Annotated in this window: 20 protein-coding genes; 13 read left to right on the top strand and 7 right to left on the bottom strand. The window is 71.6% G+C overall.

Annotated features, from left to right (window positions below; translation table 11 throughout):
• Positions 1–362: 362 nt before the first annotated feature.
• From QRN30_RS04145 to QRN30_RS04105, 9 genes are all read left to right on the top strand, one after another.
• Entirely contained in the window at positions 363–2,066 is a 1,704-nt protein-coding gene (locus QRN30_RS04145) for a xylulokinase (RefSeq protein ID WP_284760529.1), read from the top strand.
• On the top strand, positions 2,063–2,773 hold the full coding sequence (locus QRN30_RS04140) for an L-ribulose-5-phosphate 4-epimerase (protein ID WP_017888397.1): 711 nt from the start codon (positions 2,063–2,065) through the stop codon (positions 2,771–2,773). Before QRN30_RS04145 ends, QRN30_RS04140 begins: the two co-directional genes overlap by 4 nt.
• Entirely contained in the window at positions 2,770–4,305 is a 1,536-nt protein-coding gene (araA, locus tag QRN30_RS04135) for an L-arabinose isomerase (protein WP_017888398.1), read from the top strand. The genes QRN30_RS04140 and araA overlap by 4 nt, the downstream gene beginning before the upstream one ends.
• A 17-nt stretch (positions 4,306–4,322) precedes the next feature.
• Entirely contained in the window at positions 4,323–5,597 is a 1,275-nt protein-coding gene (locus QRN30_RS04130; RefSeq protein ID WP_214519565.1) for a D-arabinono-1,4-lactone oxidase, read from the top strand.
• Positions 5,598–6,108: 511 nt separating this feature from the next.
• Positions 6,109–7,029, top strand: a complete 921-nt coding sequence (locus QRN30_RS04125; protein WP_259576079.1) for a DUF3106 domain-containing protein — start codon at positions 6,109–6,111, stop codon at positions 7,027–7,029.
• A gap of 203 nt (positions 7,030–7,232) precedes the next feature.
• Positions 7,233–8,900 (top strand): ABC transporter substrate-binding protein, encoded by a 1,668-nt coding sequence (locus tag QRN30_RS04120; RefSeq protein WP_071252045.1) that lies wholly within the window; start codon positions 7,233–7,235, stop codon positions 8,898–8,900.
• Positions 8,897–10,699 carry a dipeptide ABC transporter ATP-binding protein gene (locus QRN30_RS04115; protein ID WP_071251968.1) on the top strand — a complete coding sequence of 601 codons (1,803 nt, stop codon included), beginning with the start codon at positions 8,897–8,899 and terminating at the stop codon, positions 10,697–10,699. The genes QRN30_RS04120 and QRN30_RS04115 overlap by 4 nt, the downstream gene beginning before the upstream one ends.
• Entirely contained in the window at positions 10,696–11,631 is a 936-nt protein-coding gene (locus QRN30_RS04110) for an ABC transporter permease (RefSeq protein ID WP_017888404.1), read from the top strand. Before QRN30_RS04115 ends, QRN30_RS04110 begins: the two co-directional genes overlap by 4 nt.
• Positions 11,628–12,632: an ABC transporter permease gene (locus tag QRN30_RS04105; RefSeq protein ID WP_017888405.1), complete on the top strand. Its 1,005-nt coding sequence runs from the start codon at positions 11,628–11,630 to the stop codon at positions 12,630–12,632. The genes QRN30_RS04110 and QRN30_RS04105 overlap by 4 nt, the downstream gene beginning before the upstream one ends.
• 213 nt (positions 12,633–12,845) lie before the next feature.
• On the opposite strand, the gene QRN30_RS04100 is transcribed toward QRN30_RS04105, so the two are convergent.
• The 7 genes from QRN30_RS04100 to QRN30_RS04070 all read right to left on the bottom strand — a co-directional run bounded on the left by QRN30_RS04100 (position 12,846) and on the right by QRN30_RS04070 (position 18,504).
• A complete protein-coding gene (locus tag QRN30_RS04100) occupies positions 12,846–13,310 on the bottom strand; it encodes a DUF2087 domain-containing protein (RefSeq protein ID WP_071251969.1) in 465 nt (154 codons plus the stop codon).
• Positions 13,310–14,629 carry a GNAT family N-acetyltransferase gene (locus QRN30_RS04095; RefSeq protein ID WP_262117870.1) on the bottom strand — a complete coding sequence of 440 codons (1,320 nt, stop codon included), beginning with the start codon at positions 14,627–14,629 and terminating at the stop codon, positions 13,310–13,312. Before QRN30_RS04095 ends, QRN30_RS04100 begins: the two co-directional genes overlap by 1 nt.
• Positions 14,630–15,261: 632 nt before the next feature.
• Positions 15,262–15,651, bottom strand: coding sequence for a hypothetical protein (locus QRN30_RS04090; RefSeq protein WP_017888408.1), 390 nt, complete (start codon positions 15,649–15,651; stop codon positions 15,262–15,264).
• A gap of 7 nt (positions 15,652–15,658) precedes the next feature.
• The gene (locus tag QRN30_RS04085) at positions 15,659–16,432 is read right to left on the bottom strand and encodes a signal peptidase I (protein WP_284760528.1); all 774 of its coding nucleotides are present in this window, start codon (positions 16,430–16,432) and stop codon (positions 15,659–15,661) included.
• Positions 16,429–17,325 carry a hypothetical protein gene (locus QRN30_RS04080; protein WP_020381115.1) on the bottom strand — a complete coding sequence of 299 codons (897 nt, stop codon included), beginning with the start codon at positions 17,323–17,325 and terminating at the stop codon, positions 16,429–16,431. The genes QRN30_RS04085 and QRN30_RS04080 overlap by 4 nt, the downstream gene beginning before the upstream one ends.
• On the bottom strand, positions 17,322–17,900 hold the full coding sequence (locus QRN30_RS04075; protein WP_071251972.1) for a TasA family protein: 579 nt from the start codon (positions 17,898–17,900) through the stop codon (positions 17,322–17,324). The genes QRN30_RS04080 and QRN30_RS04075 overlap by 4 nt, the downstream gene beginning before the upstream one ends.
• 49 nt (positions 17,901–17,949) lie before the next feature.
• The gene (locus QRN30_RS04070) at positions 17,950–18,504 is read right to left on the bottom strand and encodes an alternate-type signal peptide domain-containing protein (RefSeq protein ID WP_056070388.1); all 555 of its coding nucleotides are present in this window, start codon (positions 18,502–18,504) and stop codon (positions 17,950–17,952) included.
• A gap of 395 nt (positions 18,505–18,899) precedes the next feature.
• Here QRN30_RS04070 and pnuC point away from each other — a divergent pair, with 395 nt between their 5' ends.
• From pnuC to QRN30_RS04050, 4 genes are all read left to right on the top strand, one after another.
• Entirely contained in the window at positions 18,900–19,565 is a 666-nt protein-coding gene (gene pnuC / locus QRN30_RS04065) for a nicotinamide riboside transporter PnuC (protein WP_017888412.1), read from the top strand.
• A gap of 66 nt (positions 19,566–19,631) precedes the next feature.
• Positions 19,632–20,264, top strand: coding sequence for a TetR/AcrR family transcriptional regulator (locus QRN30_RS04060; RefSeq protein ID WP_042540330.1), 633 nt, complete (start codon positions 19,632–19,634; stop codon positions 20,262–20,264).
• Positions 20,265–20,406: 142 nt separating this feature from the next.
• Positions 20,407–20,841: a hypothetical protein gene (locus tag QRN30_RS04055; RefSeq protein WP_017888414.1), complete on the top strand. Its 435-nt coding sequence runs from the start codon at positions 20,407–20,409 to the stop codon at positions 20,839–20,841.
• Positions 20,838–21,146, top strand: coding sequence for a winged helix-turn-helix domain-containing protein (locus tag QRN30_RS04050; protein ID WP_017888415.1), 309 nt, complete (start codon positions 20,838–20,840; stop codon positions 21,144–21,146). Before QRN30_RS04055 ends, QRN30_RS04050 begins: the two co-directional genes overlap by 4 nt.
• Positions 21,147–21,195 lie beyond the last annotated feature (49 nt).

Genomic DNA, 21,195 nt, shown 5'->3' with positions numbered 1-21,195 from the left:
CGCTGTTCGGGGTGTCGCGGGTTCGGCGGGTCGGCGCTCCCGGGTGCGGGGCAGCGAGGGGTCAGGACTCGCGTGGGTGTGGGGCGGCGTGTGGTCGCACATCGTCTTCGCCCTCGTGCGTCGCGCGGTCACGACCCGTCGTGAGTGGGACGTCGAGTGGTCAGGAACGGTCGGCTGCAGGTGCGCCGGACGACGGTTCGTGACCGGTCGGCGGAACTGAGCGGGGAGTTTCGACCGGCGGGGGAAGCGGGCGGACGAGTGGGACGGGCAGGACGGGCGGCGCGCCGCCGCGTTGCGTGTGTGAGCGCTCACGTGCCAGGATGTGAGCGCTCACTGAGGACGACGAGGTTCTGGAGGAACGCATGGGCGACGACCGCCGACAGCGGATCGTGGACGGCCGCACCACGCTCGGGATCGAGCTCGGCTCCACCCGCATCAAGGCCTGTCTGGTGGACGAAGACCTCGTCCCCATCGCAGCCGGGTCCCACGAGTGGGAGAACGAGTACGTCGACGGGCGCTGGACCTACTCACTCGATGCCGTCGAGACCGGACTCCGTGCCGCGTACGCCGCCCTGGTCGCCGACGTCGAGTCGCAGTACCGCGTGACCCCGACGACCTTCCGCGCGGTGGGCGTGAGCGCGATGATGCACGGCTACCTGGCGTTCGACGCCGCGGGCGAGCTGCTCGTGCCGTTCCGCACCTGGCGCAACACCTCCACGGGTCCCGCAGCCGAACGGCTCAGCGACGCCCTCGGGTTCAACATCCCGCTGCGCTGGTCGATCGCGCACCTGTACCAGGCGGTCCTCGACGACGAGCCGCACGTGGCCGAGATCGCCGGTGTGACGACCCTGGCCGGCTACGTCCACCGTCGTCTGACCGGCCGGAACGCGCTGGGTGTCGGTGACGCCAGCGGCATGTTCCCCATCGAGGGCGGCCCCGTCGACAGCGGCCCCGGTGACCCCGGTGCCAAGGACTTCGACCCCGCCATGCTCGCCGCCGCGGAGGACCTGATCGGCCTGCCGGACCTGCGGTCCCTGCTGCCCGAGGTCCTGGTGGCCGGCGCCGAAGCGGGCGAGTTGACCCCCGAGGGAGCGGCCTGGCTCGACCCGACCGGCACGCTCGAACCCGGTGCGCCGCTCTGCCCGCCCGAGGGGGACGCCGGCACCGGCATGGTCGCGACGAACGCGGTCGCTCCGCGCACCGGCAACGTCAGTGTCGGCACGAGCATCTTCGCGATGGTCGTGCTCGAGCAGCCGCTGACCACGGCGCACGAGGAACTCGACGTCGTCACCACCCCGGCCGGGGACGCCGTGGCGATGGTGCACTGCAACAACGGCGCGAGCGAGATCGCGAGCTGGGCCCGGGTGTTCGGGCGCTTCGCCGAGGCCTCGAGCGAGCGGACCGGCGCGACGCCGATCGGCATCGACGACGTCTACGCCACGCTGCTCGCCGAGGCCGTCGCCGACGACACCGACCCGGACGCCGGCGGCCTGCTCTCCTTCAACTACCTGGCGGGCGAACCGGTCACCCACGTCGAGGACGGCCGGCCCCTGCTGCTCCGCACCCCCGGCGCACGCTTCACGCTCGGCAACCTGGTGCGCTCCGAGGTGCACGGCGCCTTCGCGACCCTGGCCATCGGCATGGACGTCCTGCACGGCGAACAGGTGCAGGTGGACCGGATGACTGCGCACGGCGGGCTCTTCCGGACGCCCGGCAGCCCGCAGCGGCTGCTCGCGGCGGCGTTGCGCGTGCCGATCGCGCTCGAGGAGACCGCGGGCGAGGGCGGAGCGTGGGGGATCGCGGTGCTGGCCGCCTACCTCGAGCACACCGACCAGCAGCTCGCCGACTACCTGTCGGACACCGTGTTCGGCGGGGACGCCGTGCACGTGGCCGAACCCGAGCCGGCGGACGTCGCCGGGTTCCAGACGTACCTGGACCGCTACCGGGCGGCACTGCCCGTGCAGGACGTCGCCGCGGCGGCGACCCGCCCCAGCGCGACCACAGGACCGACCGAAGCGACCGACGGCGCCGACCCGCGCCTCCAGACAGAGGAAGTGACCCGATGACGGACGCGATCGACGAGACCACACGCCAGGCGGTGGCGACGACGCGGGAGCGTGTCGCGCGCCTGCACGGCGAACTCGTCCGCTACGGCCTCGTGATCTGGACCGGCGGCAACGTCTCCGAGCGCGTGCCCGGTACGGACCTGTTCGTCATCAAGCCGAGCGGGGTGTCGAGCGACGACCTGACGCCGGAGAACCAGGTCGTCTGCACCCTCGACGGCGTGCCGGCCGAGGGCTGGGGCAACGCGCACGGCCCCTCGAGCGACACCGCTGCGCACGCCTACGTGTACCGGAACATGCCCGAGGTCGGCGGTGTCGTGCACACCCACTCGACGTACGCCACCGCCTGGGCCGCCCGCGCCGAGGCGATCCCGTGCGTGATCACGGCGATGGCGGACGAGTTCGGCGGACCGATCCCGGTCGGCCCGTTCGCGATCATCGGCGACGACTCGATCGGCCACGGCATCGTCGACACCCTGAGCGGTCACCGCAGCCGTGCGGTCCTGATGCAGAACCACGGCGTCTTCACGATCGGCAAGGACGCGAAGGACGCCGTCAAGGCCGCCGTGATGTGCGAGGACGTGGCACGGACCGTCCACATCGCGAAGCAGGGAGGCGAGGTCGTCCCGATCCCCGAAGCAGACATCGATCGACTCTTCGATCGCTACCAGAACGTCTACGGACAGAACCCCGAAGGAGCCATGCGATGACGCAGGACACCACCGTCGACCCCCAGGCCACGCTCGACAGCTACGAGGTCTGGTTCCTCACCGGCTCCCAGGGGCTCTACGGCGAGGAGACCCTGCGCCAGGTCGAGGAGCAGAGCAAGGCCGTCCACGCGGAGCTCGCCGGGCACCTGCCGGTGCAGCTCGTCTGGAAGCCCGTCCTCAAGGACGCCGACGGCATCCGCCGGGCGCTCATCGAGGCGAGCGCCGACGACAAGGTCATCGGTGTCACCACGTGGATGCACACGTTCAGCCCGGCCAAGATGTGGATCGGCGGCCTGCAGGCCCTGACCAAGCCGCTGCTGCACCTGCACACGCAGGCGAACGTCACGCTGCCCTGGGCGGACATCGACTTCGACTTCATGAACCTCAACCAGGCCGCGCACGGCGACCGTGAGTTCGGCTACGCCCTGGCCCGCCTGGGCGTCCGGCACGCCACGGCCGTCGGCCACGTCTCGGACCCGCGCGTCCAGCAGCGCGTCGCGAACTGGACCCGTGCCGCCGCAGGTGCCGCGGCCGTCCGCGAGCTGAAGCTCACCCGCTTCGGCGACAACATGCGCTACGTCGCCGTCACCGAGGGCGACAAGACCGAGGCCGAGATCGAGCTCGGCGTGCAGGTCAACACGTGGGCGGTCAACGAGCTCGCAGCAGCGGTGGACGCCGCAGCAGCGGACACGGCAGCGGTCGACGCGCTCGTGGCGACGTACGAGCGCGACTACGACGTGGACCCGTCACTCCGCAGCGACGGTGGCGAGCGTCACGCCGCGCTCCGCGACGGCGCCGCCATCGAGATCGGCCTCCGCACGCTGCTCGCGCAGAACGGAAGCGCCGCCTTCACCACGAACTTCGAGGACCTCGGCTCGCTCAAGCAGCTGCCGGGCCTGGCCGTGCAGCGCCTGATGGCCGACGGCTACGGCTTCGGCGCCGAGGGCGACTGGAAGACCTCGGTCCTGGTCCGCGCGATGAACGTCGCCGGCGCCGGCCTGCCCGGTGGTGCGAGCCTGATGGAGGACTACACCTACGACCTCACCCCGGGCGCCGAGAAGATCCTCGGGGCGCACATGCTCGAGGTCTCGCCGACGCTCACCACCACGAAGCCGACGCTCGAGATCCACCCGCTCGGCATCGGCGGCAAGGACGACCCGGTCCGCTTGGTCTTCACCGCCGACTCCGGCGAGGCCGTCGTCGTCGCGCTCTCCGACACCCGCGACGGGTTCCGCCTCACCGCGAACGTCGTCGACGTCGTGCCCCCGACCGAGGCCCTGCCGAAGCTTCCCGTCGGCCGTGCGGTCTGGGAGCCCCGGCCGTCGTTCCCCGTCGCCGCCGAGGCCTGGCTCACCGCCGGCGCCGCGCACCACACCGTCATGACGACGGCGGTCGGCCTGCAGGTCGTCGAGGACTTCGCGACGATGGTCGGCACGGAGTTCCTGGTGATCGACGAGCACACCACCGCACGCGGGTTCCGCGACGAGCTGCGTCTCCAGCAGACGTGGCACCGTCTCGACCGCGGCTTCTAGGGGAGTCAGGACCCACGATGGACGACGTGATCGCGGCCGAGCGCACGCGCACGAACTGGGCGGGCAACGTCACCTACCGCGCCTCGGCGCTGGCCCGCCCGACGTCGGTGGACGAGCTCCAGCAGCTCGTCGCCTCGACGCCGCGCCTGACGGCGCTCGGCTCGCGACACTCGTTCAACACCATCGCCGACACGGATGCCGTCCAGGTCTCGCTGTCGGACCTGCCGCCCGTGCTCGACATCGACACGGCCCGGCGGGTGGTCCGTGTGGCCGCGGGCATGACGCACAGCCAGGTCGCGGCCGGACTGGAGGCCCGTGGCTGGGCCCTCGGGAACCTCGCGTCCCTGCCGCACATCTCCACGGCCGGTGCCGTCGCCACGGGGACGCACGGCTCCGGTGTGCGGAACCCGTCGCTCGCGCAGGCGGTGGTCGGCCTCGACGTGGTGCGCGCCTCCGGCGCGCTCGACCACGTCGACGCTGCGTCGCCGGACGGGCTGCTCGACGCCCACCGCGTGGGGATCGGCGCGCTCGGCGTCGTCACCGCGGTGGAGCTCGCGATCGAGCCGACGTTCCAGGTCGCCACGACGGTGCACCTCGACCTGCCGTGGGAGGCCGTGGCCGCGCAGTTCGACCCGGTGATGTCCGACGCGTACTCGGTGTCGATGTTCACGTCGTTCGACGACCGGGGCGCCCGGCAGGTCTGGGTCAAGCACCGCGTCGACGAGGCCGCACCGACGGTCGACCTCGTGGCCCTCGGAGCACGTGCGGCCTCGGGTCCGGTGCACCCGGGTGAGAACGACCCTGCCGGGGTCACCGAGCAGGGCGGCGTGCCAGGGCCGTGGGCCGAGCGGCTGCCGCACTTCCGGTCCTCGTTCACCCCCTCGACCGGGGCCGAGATCCAGGCCGAGTACCTGATCCCCGCGGCCTCGGCCGTGGCGGCACTCGAGGCGCTCCGACCGCTGGCGTCGCTGTTCGCGCCGATCCTCATCGCCGCCGAGGTCCGCGCCATCGCGGCCGACACCGCCTGGCTCGCGCCGTCATCCGGCCGACAGTCGGTCGGTCTGCACTTCACGTTCCGCCGGGACGCCGCCGCCGTGGCCGCGGCGGTCACCCGGATCGAGGACGTCCTCGAGCCCTTCGACCCGCGGCCGCACTGGGGCAAGGTCTCCGCTGCCGGCGCCGAGCGGCTGCACGAGGCGTACCCGCGGCTGTCCGACTTCGCCGCACTCGCCCGTGACCTCGACCCCACGGGGCGGTTCCGCAACGCGTTCCTCGCGCGCATCCTGTCCTGACGCGATTGACAGGTGTCCCGCACCACCGGCTGTGGTGCGGGACACCCGGGTCCTCAGTCCTTGCGGGACAGGTCGATCAGGAGCCTGACCACGGTCACGAGCAAGCTCGCGATCCCCAGCCAGGGCACCCGACGCCTGGACCGATCATCGGCGTCGTTCGACATCGCTGACCTCCTGGTGTCGTCGCCGGCTGACACGAGGAGCTTCGGCCGAGGGATGCGTCGCCGAGCGGGCTCGGCTACCATCGGTTCCGAGCGTTGGAATCGGGATGGTTGATGCATCCCTTGGCTTTCCACTCGGAAGGCGAATCGAGGCCCGGAACTGTTGTCGCAGTCCCGGGCCTCACGCTTTCGCCCAGGTCGCGCTCCGGCGGTGACGCGACCGGAGCCAGCCGACGTGCATGTGTCCGCTGATATGCAGATCGACTCTCACAGGGGATCCCCATCGGATGCCCCGGCGAACCCCCGCTTCGGTACCGGTCGTCCACATGTGAGGACGCAAAGGTCGGGGCATGGCGAACCTCAACCGCATCATCGGCATGGCCTCGAAGGTCATCGACAAGCAGCTCCAGAAGCGTGGGCAGGGGGGAACCGCGCCCGGCGCCGGATCGCAGCAGGGCGGAACCGACTGGCGTGGCATCGTGCGGAGCGCCGCGGACAAGCTGACCGGCGACGACCGGGGCCAGCAGCAGCCGCCGCAGCAGTACGGCCAGCCGCAGCAGTATGGCCAGCCACAGCAGTACGGCCAGCCGCAGCAGTACGGCCAGCCGCAGCAGTACGGCCAGCAGCAGCACGCAGGCACGCCGCAGCACGGGGCCGACGCCGACAAGGTCGCCCTGGCGAAGTACGACTACCTGCTCCGCACCTCGTCGCCGGAGCAGCTCGAACAGGTCCACCACGACGCCTTCGCGCGGCTCACCCCCGGGCAGCGCCAGCAGGTCCGCGACCGCCTGAACTCCGAGCTCCCGCCCCACGAGCACCTGCGCGACGACTCGGCGGGCGGCATGGCCCGTGCGATGACCCGCGGGGAGATGTCGCGTCCGGGTCTGGTCCGACGGGTCCTCGGGGGTTCCGGCCGCTCGGGCAACGCCAACGGCAACGGTCGCGGCCGCGCCGGGGCCTTCGCCGGCGGTGCAGCGGTCGGCGCTGGCGCGATGGCGTTCGGTGGCCTCGCCGCCGCGGTGGCCGGGGGAGCGGTGCTGAGCGCCGCCGCCGGTCCGGTGCTGGCCGGGGCTGCCGACCTCGGCGTGGACTTCGAGGGCATCGCCTCGGGCATGGGTGACCTCGGGCTCGGTGACCTCAGCGGTGGCGTCGAGGGACTCGCCGGTCAGGGTGAGCAGCTCCTCGGTGGCTTCGGTGAGCAGGCGTCCGGTCTCGGCGAGCAGGCGTCGAACCTCGGCAACGACTTCCTCGGTGGGCTCTTCGACCGCTGACACACGACGGTGCGAACGCATCGGGAATAGCGGGACGGCGTCCGGCGCTTGCAATGTTTCGTCGTGCGTCGTCCGACGCACGCGAGATTCGGACGGGCCACCGTCGCGGTGTCAGGATAGATGCCGCCCGGCGGGTGGACCGTTCCGCCGTCGCAGCGACCGCCACCGCGATCGCGCCCCCTTCCCCGAGGAGCAGCCCCGTCATGAGACGCCCCAACCGCCTGACGATCACCGCGGCCGTCGCCGCAGCAGCAGCCCTGGTCCTGACCGGCTGCTCGGGTGGGGGCTCGTCCGACGACGGTGCCGACGGCACGGCCAAGGGCGGCACGCTCAACATCCTGACGCCGCAGACCTCGTTCCACCTCGACCCGGCGACCAGCCAGAGTCTCGGCATCACGTCGATGGGGCTCGTCGCGCGTCGACTCACCACCTGGGACGTCGAGCCGGGCAAGACGGCGAAGGTCGTGCCCGACCTGGCGACCAACACCGGCGTCTCGAGCGACGACGGCAAGACCTGGACCTACACGCTGAAGGACGGCGTCGAGTTCCAGGACGGCACGCCGATCACCACGAAGGACATCAAGTGGGGCATCGAGCGCTCGTTCGCGCCGACGCTGAGCGGTGGCCTGAGCTACCACAAGTCGCTCCTGGTCGGTGGTGACTCCTACAAGGGCCCGTTCGACGGCAAGTCGCTCGACAGCATCGAGACCCCGAACGACAAGACCATCGTCTTCAAGCTCAACGCCGCGTACGGCGACTGGCCGTGGCTCGCGTCGATGCCGGCGTTCACCCCGGTGCCCGAGGGCGACGGCAAGGACACCGGCGCCTACGACCTGAAGCCGGTCGCGTCCGGCCCGTACCAGGTGCAGTCGAACACGCAGGGCTCGCAGGTCACGCTGGTCCGCAACAAGAACTGGAGTGCGAAGACCGACGAGGTCCGCACGGCCGGCCCGTCGAAGATCGTGTTCAAGGAGAGCCAGGACCAGTCCACGGCCACGCAGACCCTGATCGCGGACAACGGCGACGCCAAGAACTCCTTCGGGGCGATCTACCTCGGTGCCGCGGAGCTGAACCAGGTGCGCAGCAACCCGGCCGCCCAGGACCGCCTCGCCACCTCGAAGGCCGGCCCGATCAGCTACATGGCGATCAACACGCAGCGCGGTGCGCTCAAGGACCTCAAGGTCCGACAGGCCCTGCAGTACGCCGTCGACCGCAAGTCGTTCCGGATCGCCGCCGGCGGCGCGATCGCCGGGTCGTACGCCTCGACCCTGATCACCCCGGGCATCGCGGGGCGCCAGGACTACGACCTGTACAAGACGAAGGCCACCGGCGACGTCGACAAGGCGAAGCAGCTGCTCAAGGAGGCCGGTGTCTCGGGCCTGAAGCTGACCCTCGTCACGCAGAACGACCCGACGTACCTCGCCCAGGCGCAGGCGCTGCAGTCCGGCCTGAAGCGTGCCGGGATCACGGTGACGCTCAAGCCGCTCGACTACGACTCCTTCACGCAGGCGACCACCAACGGCACCGACTTCGACCTGTCGCTGTCGAGCTGGCAGCCGGACTTCCCGAGCGCGAACGCCAACCTCCAGCCGCTCTACGCCTCGTCGCAGATCGGTGGCGGCGGCTACAACGTCTCGAAGTACCGCAACCCCGAGGTCGACGCCCTCATCGTGAAGGCGAGCTCGACGGTCGACCAGGACGCCGCGCAGAAGCTCTGGGCCCAGGCCGACCAGAAGATCATGGCCGACGCTCCGGTCGTACCGCTGATCTACGCGAAGCAGTCGTTCCTCGCCGGGTCGAACGTGCAGAACTTCCAGATCGCGGACTTCCCCGCGTACCCGAACTACCTCAAGGTCTCGCTCAAGCAGTGACCGATCCGATCCTGCAGGTCGAGGGGCTCCGCGTCGCGTTCGGCGACGCGGAGCCCGTCGTCCGTAACGTCTCCTTCGACCTGACGCCCGGCCGGGTCCTCGCCCTGGTGGGGGAGTCCGGCTCGGGCAAGTCCGTCAGCGCCATGAGCGTGCTCGGGCTCCTGCCGACGCAGGCCACGGTGTCCGGCAGCGCCCGGTTCCGCGGCGAGGAGCTCATCGGTGCCCCCACCGAGACCGTGCGCGCCGTCCGTGGTGCGGGCATCGGGGTGGTGTTCCAGGAGCCGATGAACTCGTTCACACCGGTCCTGTCGATCGGCACCCAGATCGCCGAGGCCGTCCGGGTACACCCGTCGGGACTCGACCGCGCCGGGGTCCGGGCACGCGTCGACGAACTGCTCCGTGACGCCGGGCTCGCCGACCCCGAGCGCATCCGGAAGGCCTACCCGCACGAACTGTCCGGCGGCCAGCTCCAGCGCGCGATGATCGCGATGGCCCTGGCCGGCGACCCGGTCGCACTCTTCGCCGACGAGCCCACGACCGCCCTCGACGTCACCGTGCAGGCCGGCATCCTCGACCTGCTGCGGCGGCTCGGCCGCGAGCGTTCCCTGGCCGTGTTGCTCATCACCCACGACATGGGCGTGGTGGCGGACGTCGCGGACGACCTGCTGGTGCTGCGTCGCGGCGACCCGGTCGAGCACGGGACCGTCGCCGAGGTCTTCGCACACCCGACCGCCGACTACACGCGCGAGCTCCTCGCGGCCGTCCCCAGCCTGGAGGCGCGTGGAAGCTCCGCCGAGCCGCTCGCGTCGACCGAGACTCGGCCTGCCGGACCGGACGCGGCTCCGGCAAGCCGCAATCTGTCCGCAGACGCGAGCACCGCCTCGGCCCCGGCCGACGTCGACGACGCGAGTCGCGCCTCTCCCCACCGGCACGGCCGGCCCGCCGCTGGCGCGTCGGACCGGAACCGGCGGCGTGGGCCCAGTCCGCTCGTGGCGCGCCTGCGCGACGTCGCCGTGCGGTACTCGCGCCGAGGCGGACCCACCGTGTCCGGTATCGACCTCGACCTGCACGCCGGTGAGACCGTCGGCCTGGTGGGCGAATCCGGTTCCGGCAAGTCGACGATCGGGCGTGCGCTCGCGGGCCTGGTGCCCGTCGTCGCCGGCTCGGTCGAGGTGGACGGCAGCGACCTGCGCACTGCTCGCGGACGCCGGCTGCGCGAACTGCGCAGCCGGGTCGGCATCGTGTTCCAGGACCCGGCATCGTCGCTCAACCCGCGGCAGACCATCGGCTGGAGCATCGCGGAACCGCTGCTCGTGCACGGCACCGACTCCGCAGCCGAACGCGCCGAGCGTGTCCGCGAACTGCTGATCGCCGTGCAGCTCGACCCGACGTGGGCCGAGCGGTTCCCGCACCAGCTGTCCGGCGGCCAGCGGCAGCGAGTCGCCGTCGCGCGTGCGCTCGCGCTGCGGCCGGCACTCGTGATCGCCGACGAACCGACCTCGGCACTCGACGTGACGGTGCAGGCCGCCGTGCTCGACCTGCTCGCCGGCCTGCAGCAGGAGTTCGGCTTCGGCATGCTGCTCATCAGCCACGACCTCGCCGTCGTCCGCCAGCTCGCCGACCAGGTGATCGTGCTGCGCGACGGCCGGATCGTCGAACGGGGGAGCACCGACGCGGTGCTCGACGACCCGCAACAGGACTACACGCGCATGCTCCTCGCCGCAGCGCCCGTCGCCGATCCCGTGCGACAGGCCGCCCGCCGCGAGGCGTGGCGCGCGTGGGAAGGAGTGGCCTCGTGACGGCCAATGTCGTCGACCGACCGGTCGCACCGTCCGGCCGTACGACCGGCTTCCGGGCCGTCGTGCGGCGGGTGCGGCAAGACCGCTGGGCGGTGGCCTCGGCCGTCGTCATCGCGGTGTTCCTGGTGGTCGCCGTGGCGGCCCCGCTCATCGCGAAGGCGTCCGGGCAGGACCCGTACTCGTACGACATCGACGCGCTCAACTCGTTCGGCGCTCCGCGCGGTCCGGGCGGCGGCATCAGCGGCGAGCACTGGTTCGGCGTCGAGCCCCTGACCGGGCGCGACCTGTTCTCGATCGTCACGTACGGCGCGCGGACCTCGCTCGGCATCGGACTCGCCGCCACCCTGGTGTCGATCGTCATCGGCGTGCTCGTCGGCGTCACGACCGGGTTCTTCGGCGGCTGGTACGACCGGGTGCTCTCGCGGGTCGTCGACGTGATCTTCGGGTTCCCGTCGCTCGTGTTCATGATCGCCCTCACCGCGATCGTGCCGTCGTCGTTCCCGAAGCCCGTGCTCGTCGTGCTCGTCATCGGGTTCTTCGGCTGGCCGGCCGTGGCCCGTGTCGTGCGAGGGCAGACGCTGTCGCTCGTCAGCCGGAACTACGTCGTGGCCTCCACCGCGATGGGTGCCGGCCGGTGGCACGTCATCCGCACGCAGCTGCTGCCGAACCTCGCCGCGACCATCACCGTCTACGCGACGATCTCGATCCCGTCGATGATCGGTGCCGAGGCCGCGCTCTCGTTCCTCGCCGTCGGGGTCAACCCGCCGACGCCGTCGTGGGGTCGCAGCATCGGTGACGCCATCGGATGGGTGCAGACCGACCCCATGTACCTCGTGTTCCCCGGAGCCGCACTGTTCCTCATCACCCTCGCCTTCAACGTGCTCGGCGACGCCCTGCGCGACGCCCTCGACCCGCGAGGGGGCACCGCGTGAACGCCGCGACCCTGCGCTTCCTCGCGATCCGCCTGCTCGGTGCGGCGGTCGTGCTGCTCGTCGTCGCGGCCATCACGTACGCGCTCTTCATGCTGCTGCCGACCAACCCGGCGCGGGCGATCTGCGACAAGCCCTGCACCCCGGACCGACTGCGCGAGGTGCAGGCGTTCCTGGGCACCGACAAGCCCTGGCTCGCACAGTTCGGCGCCTACCTGGCCGGCATCTTCACCGGCCGGACCTTCGGCAGCGGCAACAGCGTCATCGAGTGCGCGGCGCCGTGCTTCGGGTACTCGTTCCAGCTGCACGAGAGCGTCACCGAGCTCATCCTCGCGCGCCTGCCCGTCACCGCCTCGATCGCCGTCGGAGCCGCTGTGCTGTGGCTCGTGGCCGGGGTGTTCGGGGGCACCGTCTCGGCGCTGCGTCGCGGCACCTTCGTCGACCGGGCCGTGATGACGGTCGCGGTCGCGGGTGTCTCGTCGCCGGCGTACCTGGTCGGACTGCTCGGCATCCTGCTGTTCGGGTTCGTGCTCGGGATCCTGCCGACGAGCGGCTACGTGGCCTTCGGTGACGACCCGGTCGGCTGGTTCACCCACCTGATCCTGCCGTGGTGCGTGCTGGCCTTCATCAGCGCTGCGATCTACGCCCGGTTGACCCGCGGCGAGATGCTCGAGTCGATGTCGCAGGACTTCGTCCGGACCGCTCGGGCCAAGGGACTGCGCGAGCGCCAGGTCGTCGTGCGGCACGGACTCCGGACGGCGATCCTGCCCGTGGTGACGCTGTTCGGGCTCGACCTCGGGTCGCTGCTCGGCGGTGCAGTCATCACCGAGAAGGTGTTCTCGATGCAGGGTCTCGGCGCGCTGCTGATCGACGCGGTGCACACGCTCGACCTGCAGGTGGTCGTCGGCTTCACGCTGTTCTCGGCGCTGCTGATCGTGACCGCGAACGTGATCGTCGACATCGTCTACGCGTTCGTCGACCCGCGGGTGCGGCGCCGGGCGTAGGGCGCGGTCGGCCCGCGCACCGTGCGGGGCGCGCTGGTCCGTGCGAGGTTGCCCGCTCCGTGCTGCACTACGGCGCCGCACCGAGCGGGTAGCCCGTCACGGTCCGACGAACCCTGCACCGTGCGTCTGCGCCGGGCCCGGCTCGCCCCGCCCTGCGACGGCTGCCCGCCCCGCCCTGCCCCGGCTGCCCGCCTGCCCGCCTGCCCGGCTGCCTCAGGCCGGGCGCCCCACGAACCGGTAGACCGAGCCGTCGTCGGTCCGCGTCAGCACACCGAGGTCCACCGCATCCCGGCGCACGATGGACACGTCGGCCGCCAGCATGCCGATCGCGGCGTTCAGCACGGCCTCCGGCACGGCGCGGTCACGCCCGAGGCGCTCGAACACGAGCTCCACGATCCGGACGGACAGCGCATGTCGTTCGACGTCCTTCACCGGCATCCGCTCGATCCGGTCGAACTCGAGCACCGCTGCCGGCGACTGCAATCGCTGGAGTTCCCGTGCCGTCCGACCGAGCACCGCGGCGTCGGGGCCGTCGTCGGTGACCCAGTCGAACGAGCCGACCGCCGCCCGGGTGCGGTCGTCGGCGGGGGCTCCGGCGAACACCGCCGCACGGAGGGCCGGGGACGCCAGGACGGAGACGACCTGACGCGCCCGGCCGACCACCCGGGCGACGTCCATCAGAAGTACGTGATGCCGTGCGGCGTCCGCGGCGGCAACAGCATCGCGCGGAGCAGCTCCACCGACGCCGGGTCCGCAGCGCGGACCAGGCCGGCGGCCGCCAGGGTGACGGGGGAGACCGAGCCGATCAGCACCGCACCGAGCTCCGCGACGTCGAGCTGGACGTCAGACCCGGCCACGTCGACGTCGTCGGCGACGCGCGTGACGGTGCCACGGGCCTCCTGGACGTCCAGCCGGTACGTGCCGGTCGTGTGGCCGAGCGCATCGGTGACCGCGAGTGTCAGCGAGCCGTCGGTGGCGAACGGCCTCGACTCGAGCACCGCCGCCACGTCGAGCACGCGCAGCCAGACGTGGTCCTCCTCGTGGTCGACGTCGTACGCACGGTTGTCGCCGAGCGCCGCGACGATCGGGTCGTCGAGGCGGGACCGGTTGTACTTCACGACGTCGTTGAGGTCGACCGACAGCAGGAACTCCCACAGGGCGGTGTAGGCCCGGTCGTCCGCGTAGACCAGGTCGACGATCTCGAGCGCGGTGTCGGAACCGCTGGTCTCCTTGACGCGCCAGGTGACGTAGCCGTCGATGTCGTCCGAACCGTCGGGCCGGTGCACGGCAGCGCGGACGTCCTTCGCCTTCTGGCCGTCGGGGCCACGCAGGCCGAAGACGACGTCCCAGGTGCCGGTGTTGCGGAGCATGGAGCCGGGGGTGCGGGCGTGGAAGCGGTCGAAGACGGCTTTGCCCGGGCCGTCGGCGAGCCACTGCGGCGTCACGACCGACACCGTGCCGGAGGTCGGCGCCAGCAGGGGGAGCGCGCGTTCGCGGCGGACGTGGATCGCGCGCTCGCGGATGGCGCTGCCGAAGCCGAAGCGGCGGTAGATGGTGCCCTCGGACGCGGTCAGCGACGCCACGGCGTAGCCCTCGGCGACGCCCCGCTCGAGCGCGTGCGTCATCATCCGGCGCAGGATGCCGCGGCGGCGTTCGGTCGGACGGACGGTGACCGCGGAGATCGCCTGGGTGTCGACGGAGGACCCGTCTCCCCAGCTCAGCGCCTTGCGGAACCAGGTGAAGGTGCCGGCCGGCCAGGTCTCGTCGACGGACCCCGGGAACGGCTTCCGCACGTAGACCCCGAGGAAGGTCTCTTCGTCGGCGATGAAGTGCGACGCCATGCGGGCTGCGCCCTCGGCGTCGGGGTCGGCTTCGTGGAAGCCCATCCCGACGGCCTGCATCCACGGTGCCGTCTCGGCGTTCGGTGCCCCCTTGCCGTCCGTCCCGGGCGCGAACTCGCGCAGCTCGTAGCGGTCGTCGAATGCATCGTTGCTCACGTTCCGACACTATCGGGACCGGGTGACGTCGCGACAGCCGGGTGGTCTGCATGGGGTCACGCGCCGGGAGTTGGGTGTCGGGGTGCGGGGTGCGGGGTGCGGGGCGCACGGTGCGGGGTTCGTCGTGCGGGGCGGTGGGCGGTGTGCGGTGGGTGCGGGGCGCACGGTGCGGGGTTCGTGGGTCAGGGCGGTGGAGGTGGCTCGGTGCGGGGTTGTGGCGGGGCACGGGGCGGGCAAGTTCGCACGGGTCGGGCGATCCGGCACGGTGCGCAGGCGCGACGAACCGGCACCGCGCGACGAACCCTGCACCGCACGACGAACCCTGCACCGCACGACGAACCCGGCGCGGTGCGGTTCCGTGGTCGCGTCCTGGGGGCTCGACCGAAGCCGCACGGTGCGGGGTTCGTGGGCCGGGGCGGTGGAGGTGGCTCGGTGCGGGGTTGTGGCGGGGCACGGGGCGGGCAGGTTCGCACGGGTCGGGCGATCCGGCACGGTGCGGCTCTGCTGCTCTGCGGCAGGAGCTCGCACCGGGAGCGGGAACGCGCACGGAGTCTCCCGCGCTGCACGGTGCGCAGGCGCGACGAACCTGCACCGCACGACGAACCCCGCACCGTGCGACGGGCGGTGCCGTGTCAGTCGGTCGCGCCCCGCGGGGGATCGACGAGCAGTCCGACGCGGTCGGCCAGGTAGTCGGCGAGGGGGACGGCGGCGCCGGCCGTCGGGGACCACCGGACGGAGGGCACGTCGTCGGCGACGAAGAGCACGCCGTCGGCGGCGACCAGGGTCTCGTCGACGGGGATCGGGACGGCGCCGTGGTTGACCGTCTCACCGGCGGCGAAGTGTCCCTTCGCGGCGGCGGCACGGTAGGCGCGACGGACCTCGGCGGAGACCGACTGGTACTGCGAACGACCGGGTTCGGTGACCCGGGTGATCGACCCGGTGGCCCAGACACCGCCGGCGGTCTCGGGGGACGACCCGATCAGGAGCGCTCCGACCCGCCACACCCGCCCGAGCGGCCGCATGGTGGGGTCACGACGGATCCCGAGGACGGCCTTCGGCTGGACGTACTCGCCGAGCGCTTCGTCGGGGACGTCCGCGGCGCGGAGCCGTCGGGCCGCTGCGTCGAGGAGCTCCCGCGCCCGCTGCACTCCGTCCGTCACGTCCACCGAGCCTAGACCGGGTGGGGGTCGTGGTCTCGGTGGTGCTCCGTTCGACGTGGTGTGCTGCGCTGCGACGCCCGCGGCCGGTGCCCGCCCGACGACGACGAGCGGTGCTGACGAAGCCCGCGGTCATCATGACCGCGCCGTACGTCAGGAGCACGCCGGCGACCAGCGGGATGAGCCAGCTGCGCGATCCGTTGACGAGCTGGTTGACCAGGCCGATCTCCGGGACGCTGTACCAGAGGACACCGCGGATCTGCACGGCGGTGACGGGGGCGGGGTCGGCCTCGGCGTTGTTGTCGCCCTTGAGGACGAAGGTCCGTCCGCCGTCCGACGACGAGGACACCGACACCACGCGGTGGCTGATGACCGCGGGCTGGCCGGAGACGATCTGGTAGGTGACGACGTCGCCGACCTGGATGTCCTCGACCGGGGTCGGCCGGACCACGAGCAGGGTGCCCGGGGGGAGTGTCGGCTCCATCGACTGCGTCAGGACGGTGAGCGGCATCGACCCCGTGGCCTTCGGGACGACGATCAGCACGACGGCCAGCGCAGCCACGATGAGCAGGAGCCCGGTGCTGAGCCCGAACGCGACGGCGCGGACGACCGCTCGCCACCCGGTGTGTGGGGCGGGGGTGCTCATGCGCCGCATCGGATCGCCGCCCCGTTGTCCTGCGTGAAGAGCGTGACCTTGCCGGTGCCCGCGACGGTCGAGGTGGGGTTGCCGGCGCTGTCGAGCACCTTGACGGTGACGGTGAGCGTGCCCGAGGTGCCGGCGCTCGCGGGGACGTCCGGCGGTGCGATCGTGATGAACGCGGAGTAGTCCTGCGCCTTCTTCCCGACCGGGGTCGAGCCGACGAAGGCCCCGTACCAGGTGTCCTGCGGGCGGTTCGCGGCGTCCCAGCGCACCTCGACGTACCAGCCGCCGTGGTCGGTGCAGACCAGCGACGGGGTGGTGTCGACGGTCGCCGCCGGGGTGGTCAGCGTGAAGCTGCCGGTGACGACGCCCGAGCTCCAGGTGCCGCTCGTGACGGTGAGGCCGACGTTCACTGTGGTGGTCGCACCGGCCGGGGCCGACGACTGCAGGGTGCTGCGCGTGCACCAGATCGCGGAGGCCCCGGCGGCGAGCTTCGCGCTCATGCTCGGCAGCGACGCCCAGGTTCCGCTGACGGATCCGGTTCCGACGGCCGTGCTCGTGGTGCAGGCCGTGGTCGAGGCGACCGGCCAGGCGACGACGGTGACGGCCTTGGCGAGTGCGGTGGAGCTGCCGGAGGCGACCGAGACCGTGGTGGTGGCGGTGCCGCCGAGGGTGCCCGAGTCGGTCAGGGTGATCGGCTTCGTCGTCGAGGTGACGCTCGCCGAGAAGGCGGTGGTGAGTGCGCTCGTGCCGCCGATCGACGCCGTGACGGTGCCGACCGTCGTGCTCGCCGCGGTGGTGCCCGAGGCGCTCCACAAGGCCCACGCGGCACTCGAGGTGCCACCGACGAACACGGCGGTGAGGAGCACGGCGACGAGGAGCCGGAGGCGGCGGTTCATGCGGCGACCTGCGTTCCGGTGACGGTGAGGGTGAAGTCGGTGGTTGCGCCGGCGACGGTCTGCGGGGCGTCGGCGTCGAGGGCCATCTCGAGGCATGCGATGCCGCTGCCCCCGGCCGGCAGGGTGACGACACCTGAGCCCGTGTCGAAGGTGGCGAGCCGCGCGCTCGTGCCGGTGAGCCCGGGCACGCACTTCGCGGTCGACGACACCATCGCGAGGTGGAGCGTCAGCTCACCGGACGCCGCCGCGACGGATGACTTCGAGGACGTCGTCGTGACGCGCACGGAGAGCGGGATCGACCCGGTGTTCCGCATGGTGAACGTGCCGGTGGTGCTGGTGCCCGGCCCGAGGACCGCGGTGTTCATCGCCGTCGTGCCGCCGACGGTGATGGTCGCCGTCGCGGAGCGCACGGTGGTGGCGGCCGTGCTGGCCGTGCCGTTCCAGAGTGCGTAGGTGCCGCCGACGCCGAGGAGCGCCGTGCCGACCGCGACGACCAGGCCGAGCGCGACCGGCCACACCCAGCGGTGGCGTCGGGAGGCGCGGTGGCGTCCCGTCGTCCGCGGTGTGGCGGTCATGTCCCTGCTCCTGGTCGTCGTGGTCGGTGGGGTGGGGGCGATCGGTGGGTCAGGAACCGATCGCGGTCTGGGTCAGCGTGAAGGCGAGCGCGCTGAGGTTGAGCGATCCGCCCTGACCGGTGGTCGCGGCGGCGGGCAGCGTCACGGTGAAGACGACCTTGACCGTCGAGGTGGACGACGACGGCGAGACGACGAAGGTGTTCGCGTTCGACGAGGACTGCACGATCGAGGCGCTCGTCGACGTGACGGCCAGCGTCTTCGTCGTGGCGGCGATCAGCGCGCTGTCACCGGTGATGCTCTGGTTGGCGTAGGTCAGGTTGGCCTTGAGGTCCTGGCCGGTCGCGCCGATGTTCAGCGTCTGCGTGAACTGGAACGTGTTGCCCGGCACCATCAGCGCCTTCGTCGGGTCGATCGCGGCGGAACGACCGTTCGTGATGTCGGTCCAGGCGCCGTCGTTGTTGGCGCTGAGCGTCAGGGTGCCGGCGCTCACCGCGGACGCGGCGCTCGAGGCGCTGGCGTTCCAGAGGGCGAACGTGCCGGCACCGCCGAGGAGGAGTGCGACGCCTGCTGCGCCGGCGATGGCACCGGTGACGATCTTGTGCATGGAGTGGTTCCGTTCCTGCGTGCCTGGGCGCGCTGAAGCCCACCGGGGACGTTCGGGTGTCCTGCCCGGTGGGGAGGTTGTCATCGACCCAGTGGTTGGAAGGGGTCGCGGCTGACCGGTGCCGAGAACGGTCGCCGGGCCTCTGAGCGCAGGGACTGCTGCTCGGGCGGGCTGGACTCGCTCTGGGGACGACGTTAGCTGTCCCCCAAAGTGCGGACAAGCGAGAACGAGCGTTCACCGGGACCCCAGAACGGGGGGCATTTGAGTCCTCGTGTTGGAGGACATGGTTTGTACCCCGATTTCTGGGTGTGCGCTCCGTGCGGACAGGGGAAACCCGGAAGGAATGCCGGTACGGGTGGCGTCGTTGCACCGTCCGGCGGAAACGAGGAGGGCCCATGGACATCGTGCGTTGGTTGTTCGACGCGCAGATCGTCATCGGCGACCAGACGGTGCTGTGGCGTGAGGTGATCGGCAACGTCTTCGGGTTGCTCAGCGCCCTCGGCGGCATGCGTCGCAAGGTCTGGGCCTGGCCGGTCGGACTGGTCGGCAACGCCCTGCTCTTCACCGTCTTCATGGGTGCGCTGTTCGACACCCCCAACCCCGTCAACCTGCTCGGCCAGGCGGGCCGTCAGGTCATGTTCATCATCGTGAGCGTCTACGGCTGGTACCGGTGGACGCACCGCCCCGAGGACGCGACGACCGTGATCGACCCGCACTGGGCCTCCTGGCGGTCCCGCCTGCTGCTCGTCGTCGGCCTGGTCGGCGGCACCGCCCTGCTGACCCCCGTCTTCCGCGCGCTCGGATCCTACGAACCGGTGTGGAGCGACGCCTGGATCTTCGTCGGCTCGCTGCTCGCCACCTACGGCATGGCCAAGGGGTGGGTCGAGTTCTGGCTCATCTGGGTGGCGGTCGACCTGGTCGGCGTGCCGCTGCTGTTCTCCGCCGGGTACTACGCATCGGGGCTGATGTACGTCTTCTACGGCGTCTTCACCCTGACCGGGTTCTTCGTGTGGATGCGCCAGCGGGTCCGCCCGCCGGCGGCGCCGATCACCGTCGGCTGACGGCCTGGGGGCACGGCCCCCGCTCTGGGACGAGACAAACGGCCCGCGATGCGCTGCAATGGTCGGATGGAACCCCTGCACGGCGAACGCGTCGAGGACGACGAGTCCCTCGCAGAGCGCACCGTGCGCGCAGCCATCCGCGCGTACCGGTTGCACCCGTTCGACGACGTCGACGCCGCGGTCATCGCCGACGTCGCCGGCGTTCCGCTCGAGACGGTCGAGCGGCTGTTCCCGACCTGGCACGCCCTGCTGCTGGTCACCTACGACCGGTGGGTGCGGCTGCGCGGGACCCGACGGAAGGCCCCGCCGACGTGCATGATCGAGCACGTCCGCCTGACCCTCGCCGAGGACGTCGCCGATCCGGGCCTCGTCCGGGTCCTCGCCGGACTGATCACCGTGGCCAGCTCGGAGTCCGGGTTCGCCGAACTGTTCCGCAAGCGGTTCGAGGAGTACGCCGAGCAGCTGACCGTCGGGCTGCAGCGCGACTTCGACAAGGGCGCCGAAGAGGCCGGGATCCCCGCGTACCAGGCGGCGACACAGCTGCTCGCGATGTACGAGGGGCTGCAGATCCAGATGCTCGTCCGCCCGCACATCGACGTCCTGGTCGAGTTCGACCGTGCGGCCGACACCCTGCGTCAGGGGTGGAAGCGGCATGCCGTTCCCTCGTGGGACCTCGACGAGACGCCTGTCCGCGTCTGAGGGCCGCGAGCGCGAACGCGAGCGCACCGCGAACGAGCGCGCACCGCGAACGCAAGCGGATCGCGAGCGGACTCGCGCATACGGAAACTGCTTGCCAATTTGGAAAGTACTTGCCATACTGGTGTCAACGAGAGGGGACACCATGGACCACACCACCGCACGACCCGGACCCGCCGAGGCGGCCCGACTGCTCGACCAGGCGGACCGGATCGGCCGACGCGCGCACGACGCCGTCCGCTGGCCGTACGTCACGTTCATCACCGCGCTCGGCGTCGCGACGTCGCTCGGCACGCTCGGCATGGGACTCACGACGGGGGACGCGTTCGCCGCGGTCTACGTCGGTACCCTCGTCGCGCTGTTCGCCCTGGTGGTGTTCTTCATGGTGAGCATCCGCGGCCGCTCGGCCTTCGCCCGGAGCCGCCGCTGGACCGTCTACATCGCCAGCTGGGCGGTCACCTACCTGGCGGCGATCGCCGTGGTCGGGTGGGTGCACGGCTCGGTGCTCTGGTCGGGCATCACCTCGGGGCTCGTCCTGCTGGTCGCGCTCGTCTGTGCGGCTCGTGAGGCCCGCTCGTGAGCACCACGGAACGGACGCACCCGCGGCACGAGCTCGACGACCTGCTGCAGCACCCGGTGCGCTTCTCGGTGATCGCCGCCCTGACCCGCGCCGGCACGCTGGGGTTCCGCGAGGTGCGGGACGCGGTCGAGGTCAGTGACTCGGTGCTGAGCAAGCAGGTGTCCGCGCTCGAGGCGGCCGGCTACGTGTCGGTGGGGAAGGGCTTCGTGGGCAAGACGCCCCGGACGTCGATCACCCTGACCGCCTCGGGCCGGGCCGTCTGGGCCGCCCACCTGGACGCGCTCCGCCGCATCGCCGCCGGCTGACCGGCGGCGCGAGCGCTGCGGGCGCTCGCGCCGCCGGTCAGCCCTGTCT

The sequence above is a fragment of the Curtobacterium sp. MEB011 genome (assembly GCF_030209655.1).
Lineage (GTDB): Bacteria > Actinomycetota > Actinomycetes > Actinomycetales > Microbacteriaceae > Curtobacterium > Curtobacterium poinsettiae.
Note: the sequence above shows the minus strand (reverse complement) of the source record. Positions and strands in the feature narration are given on the sequence as shown.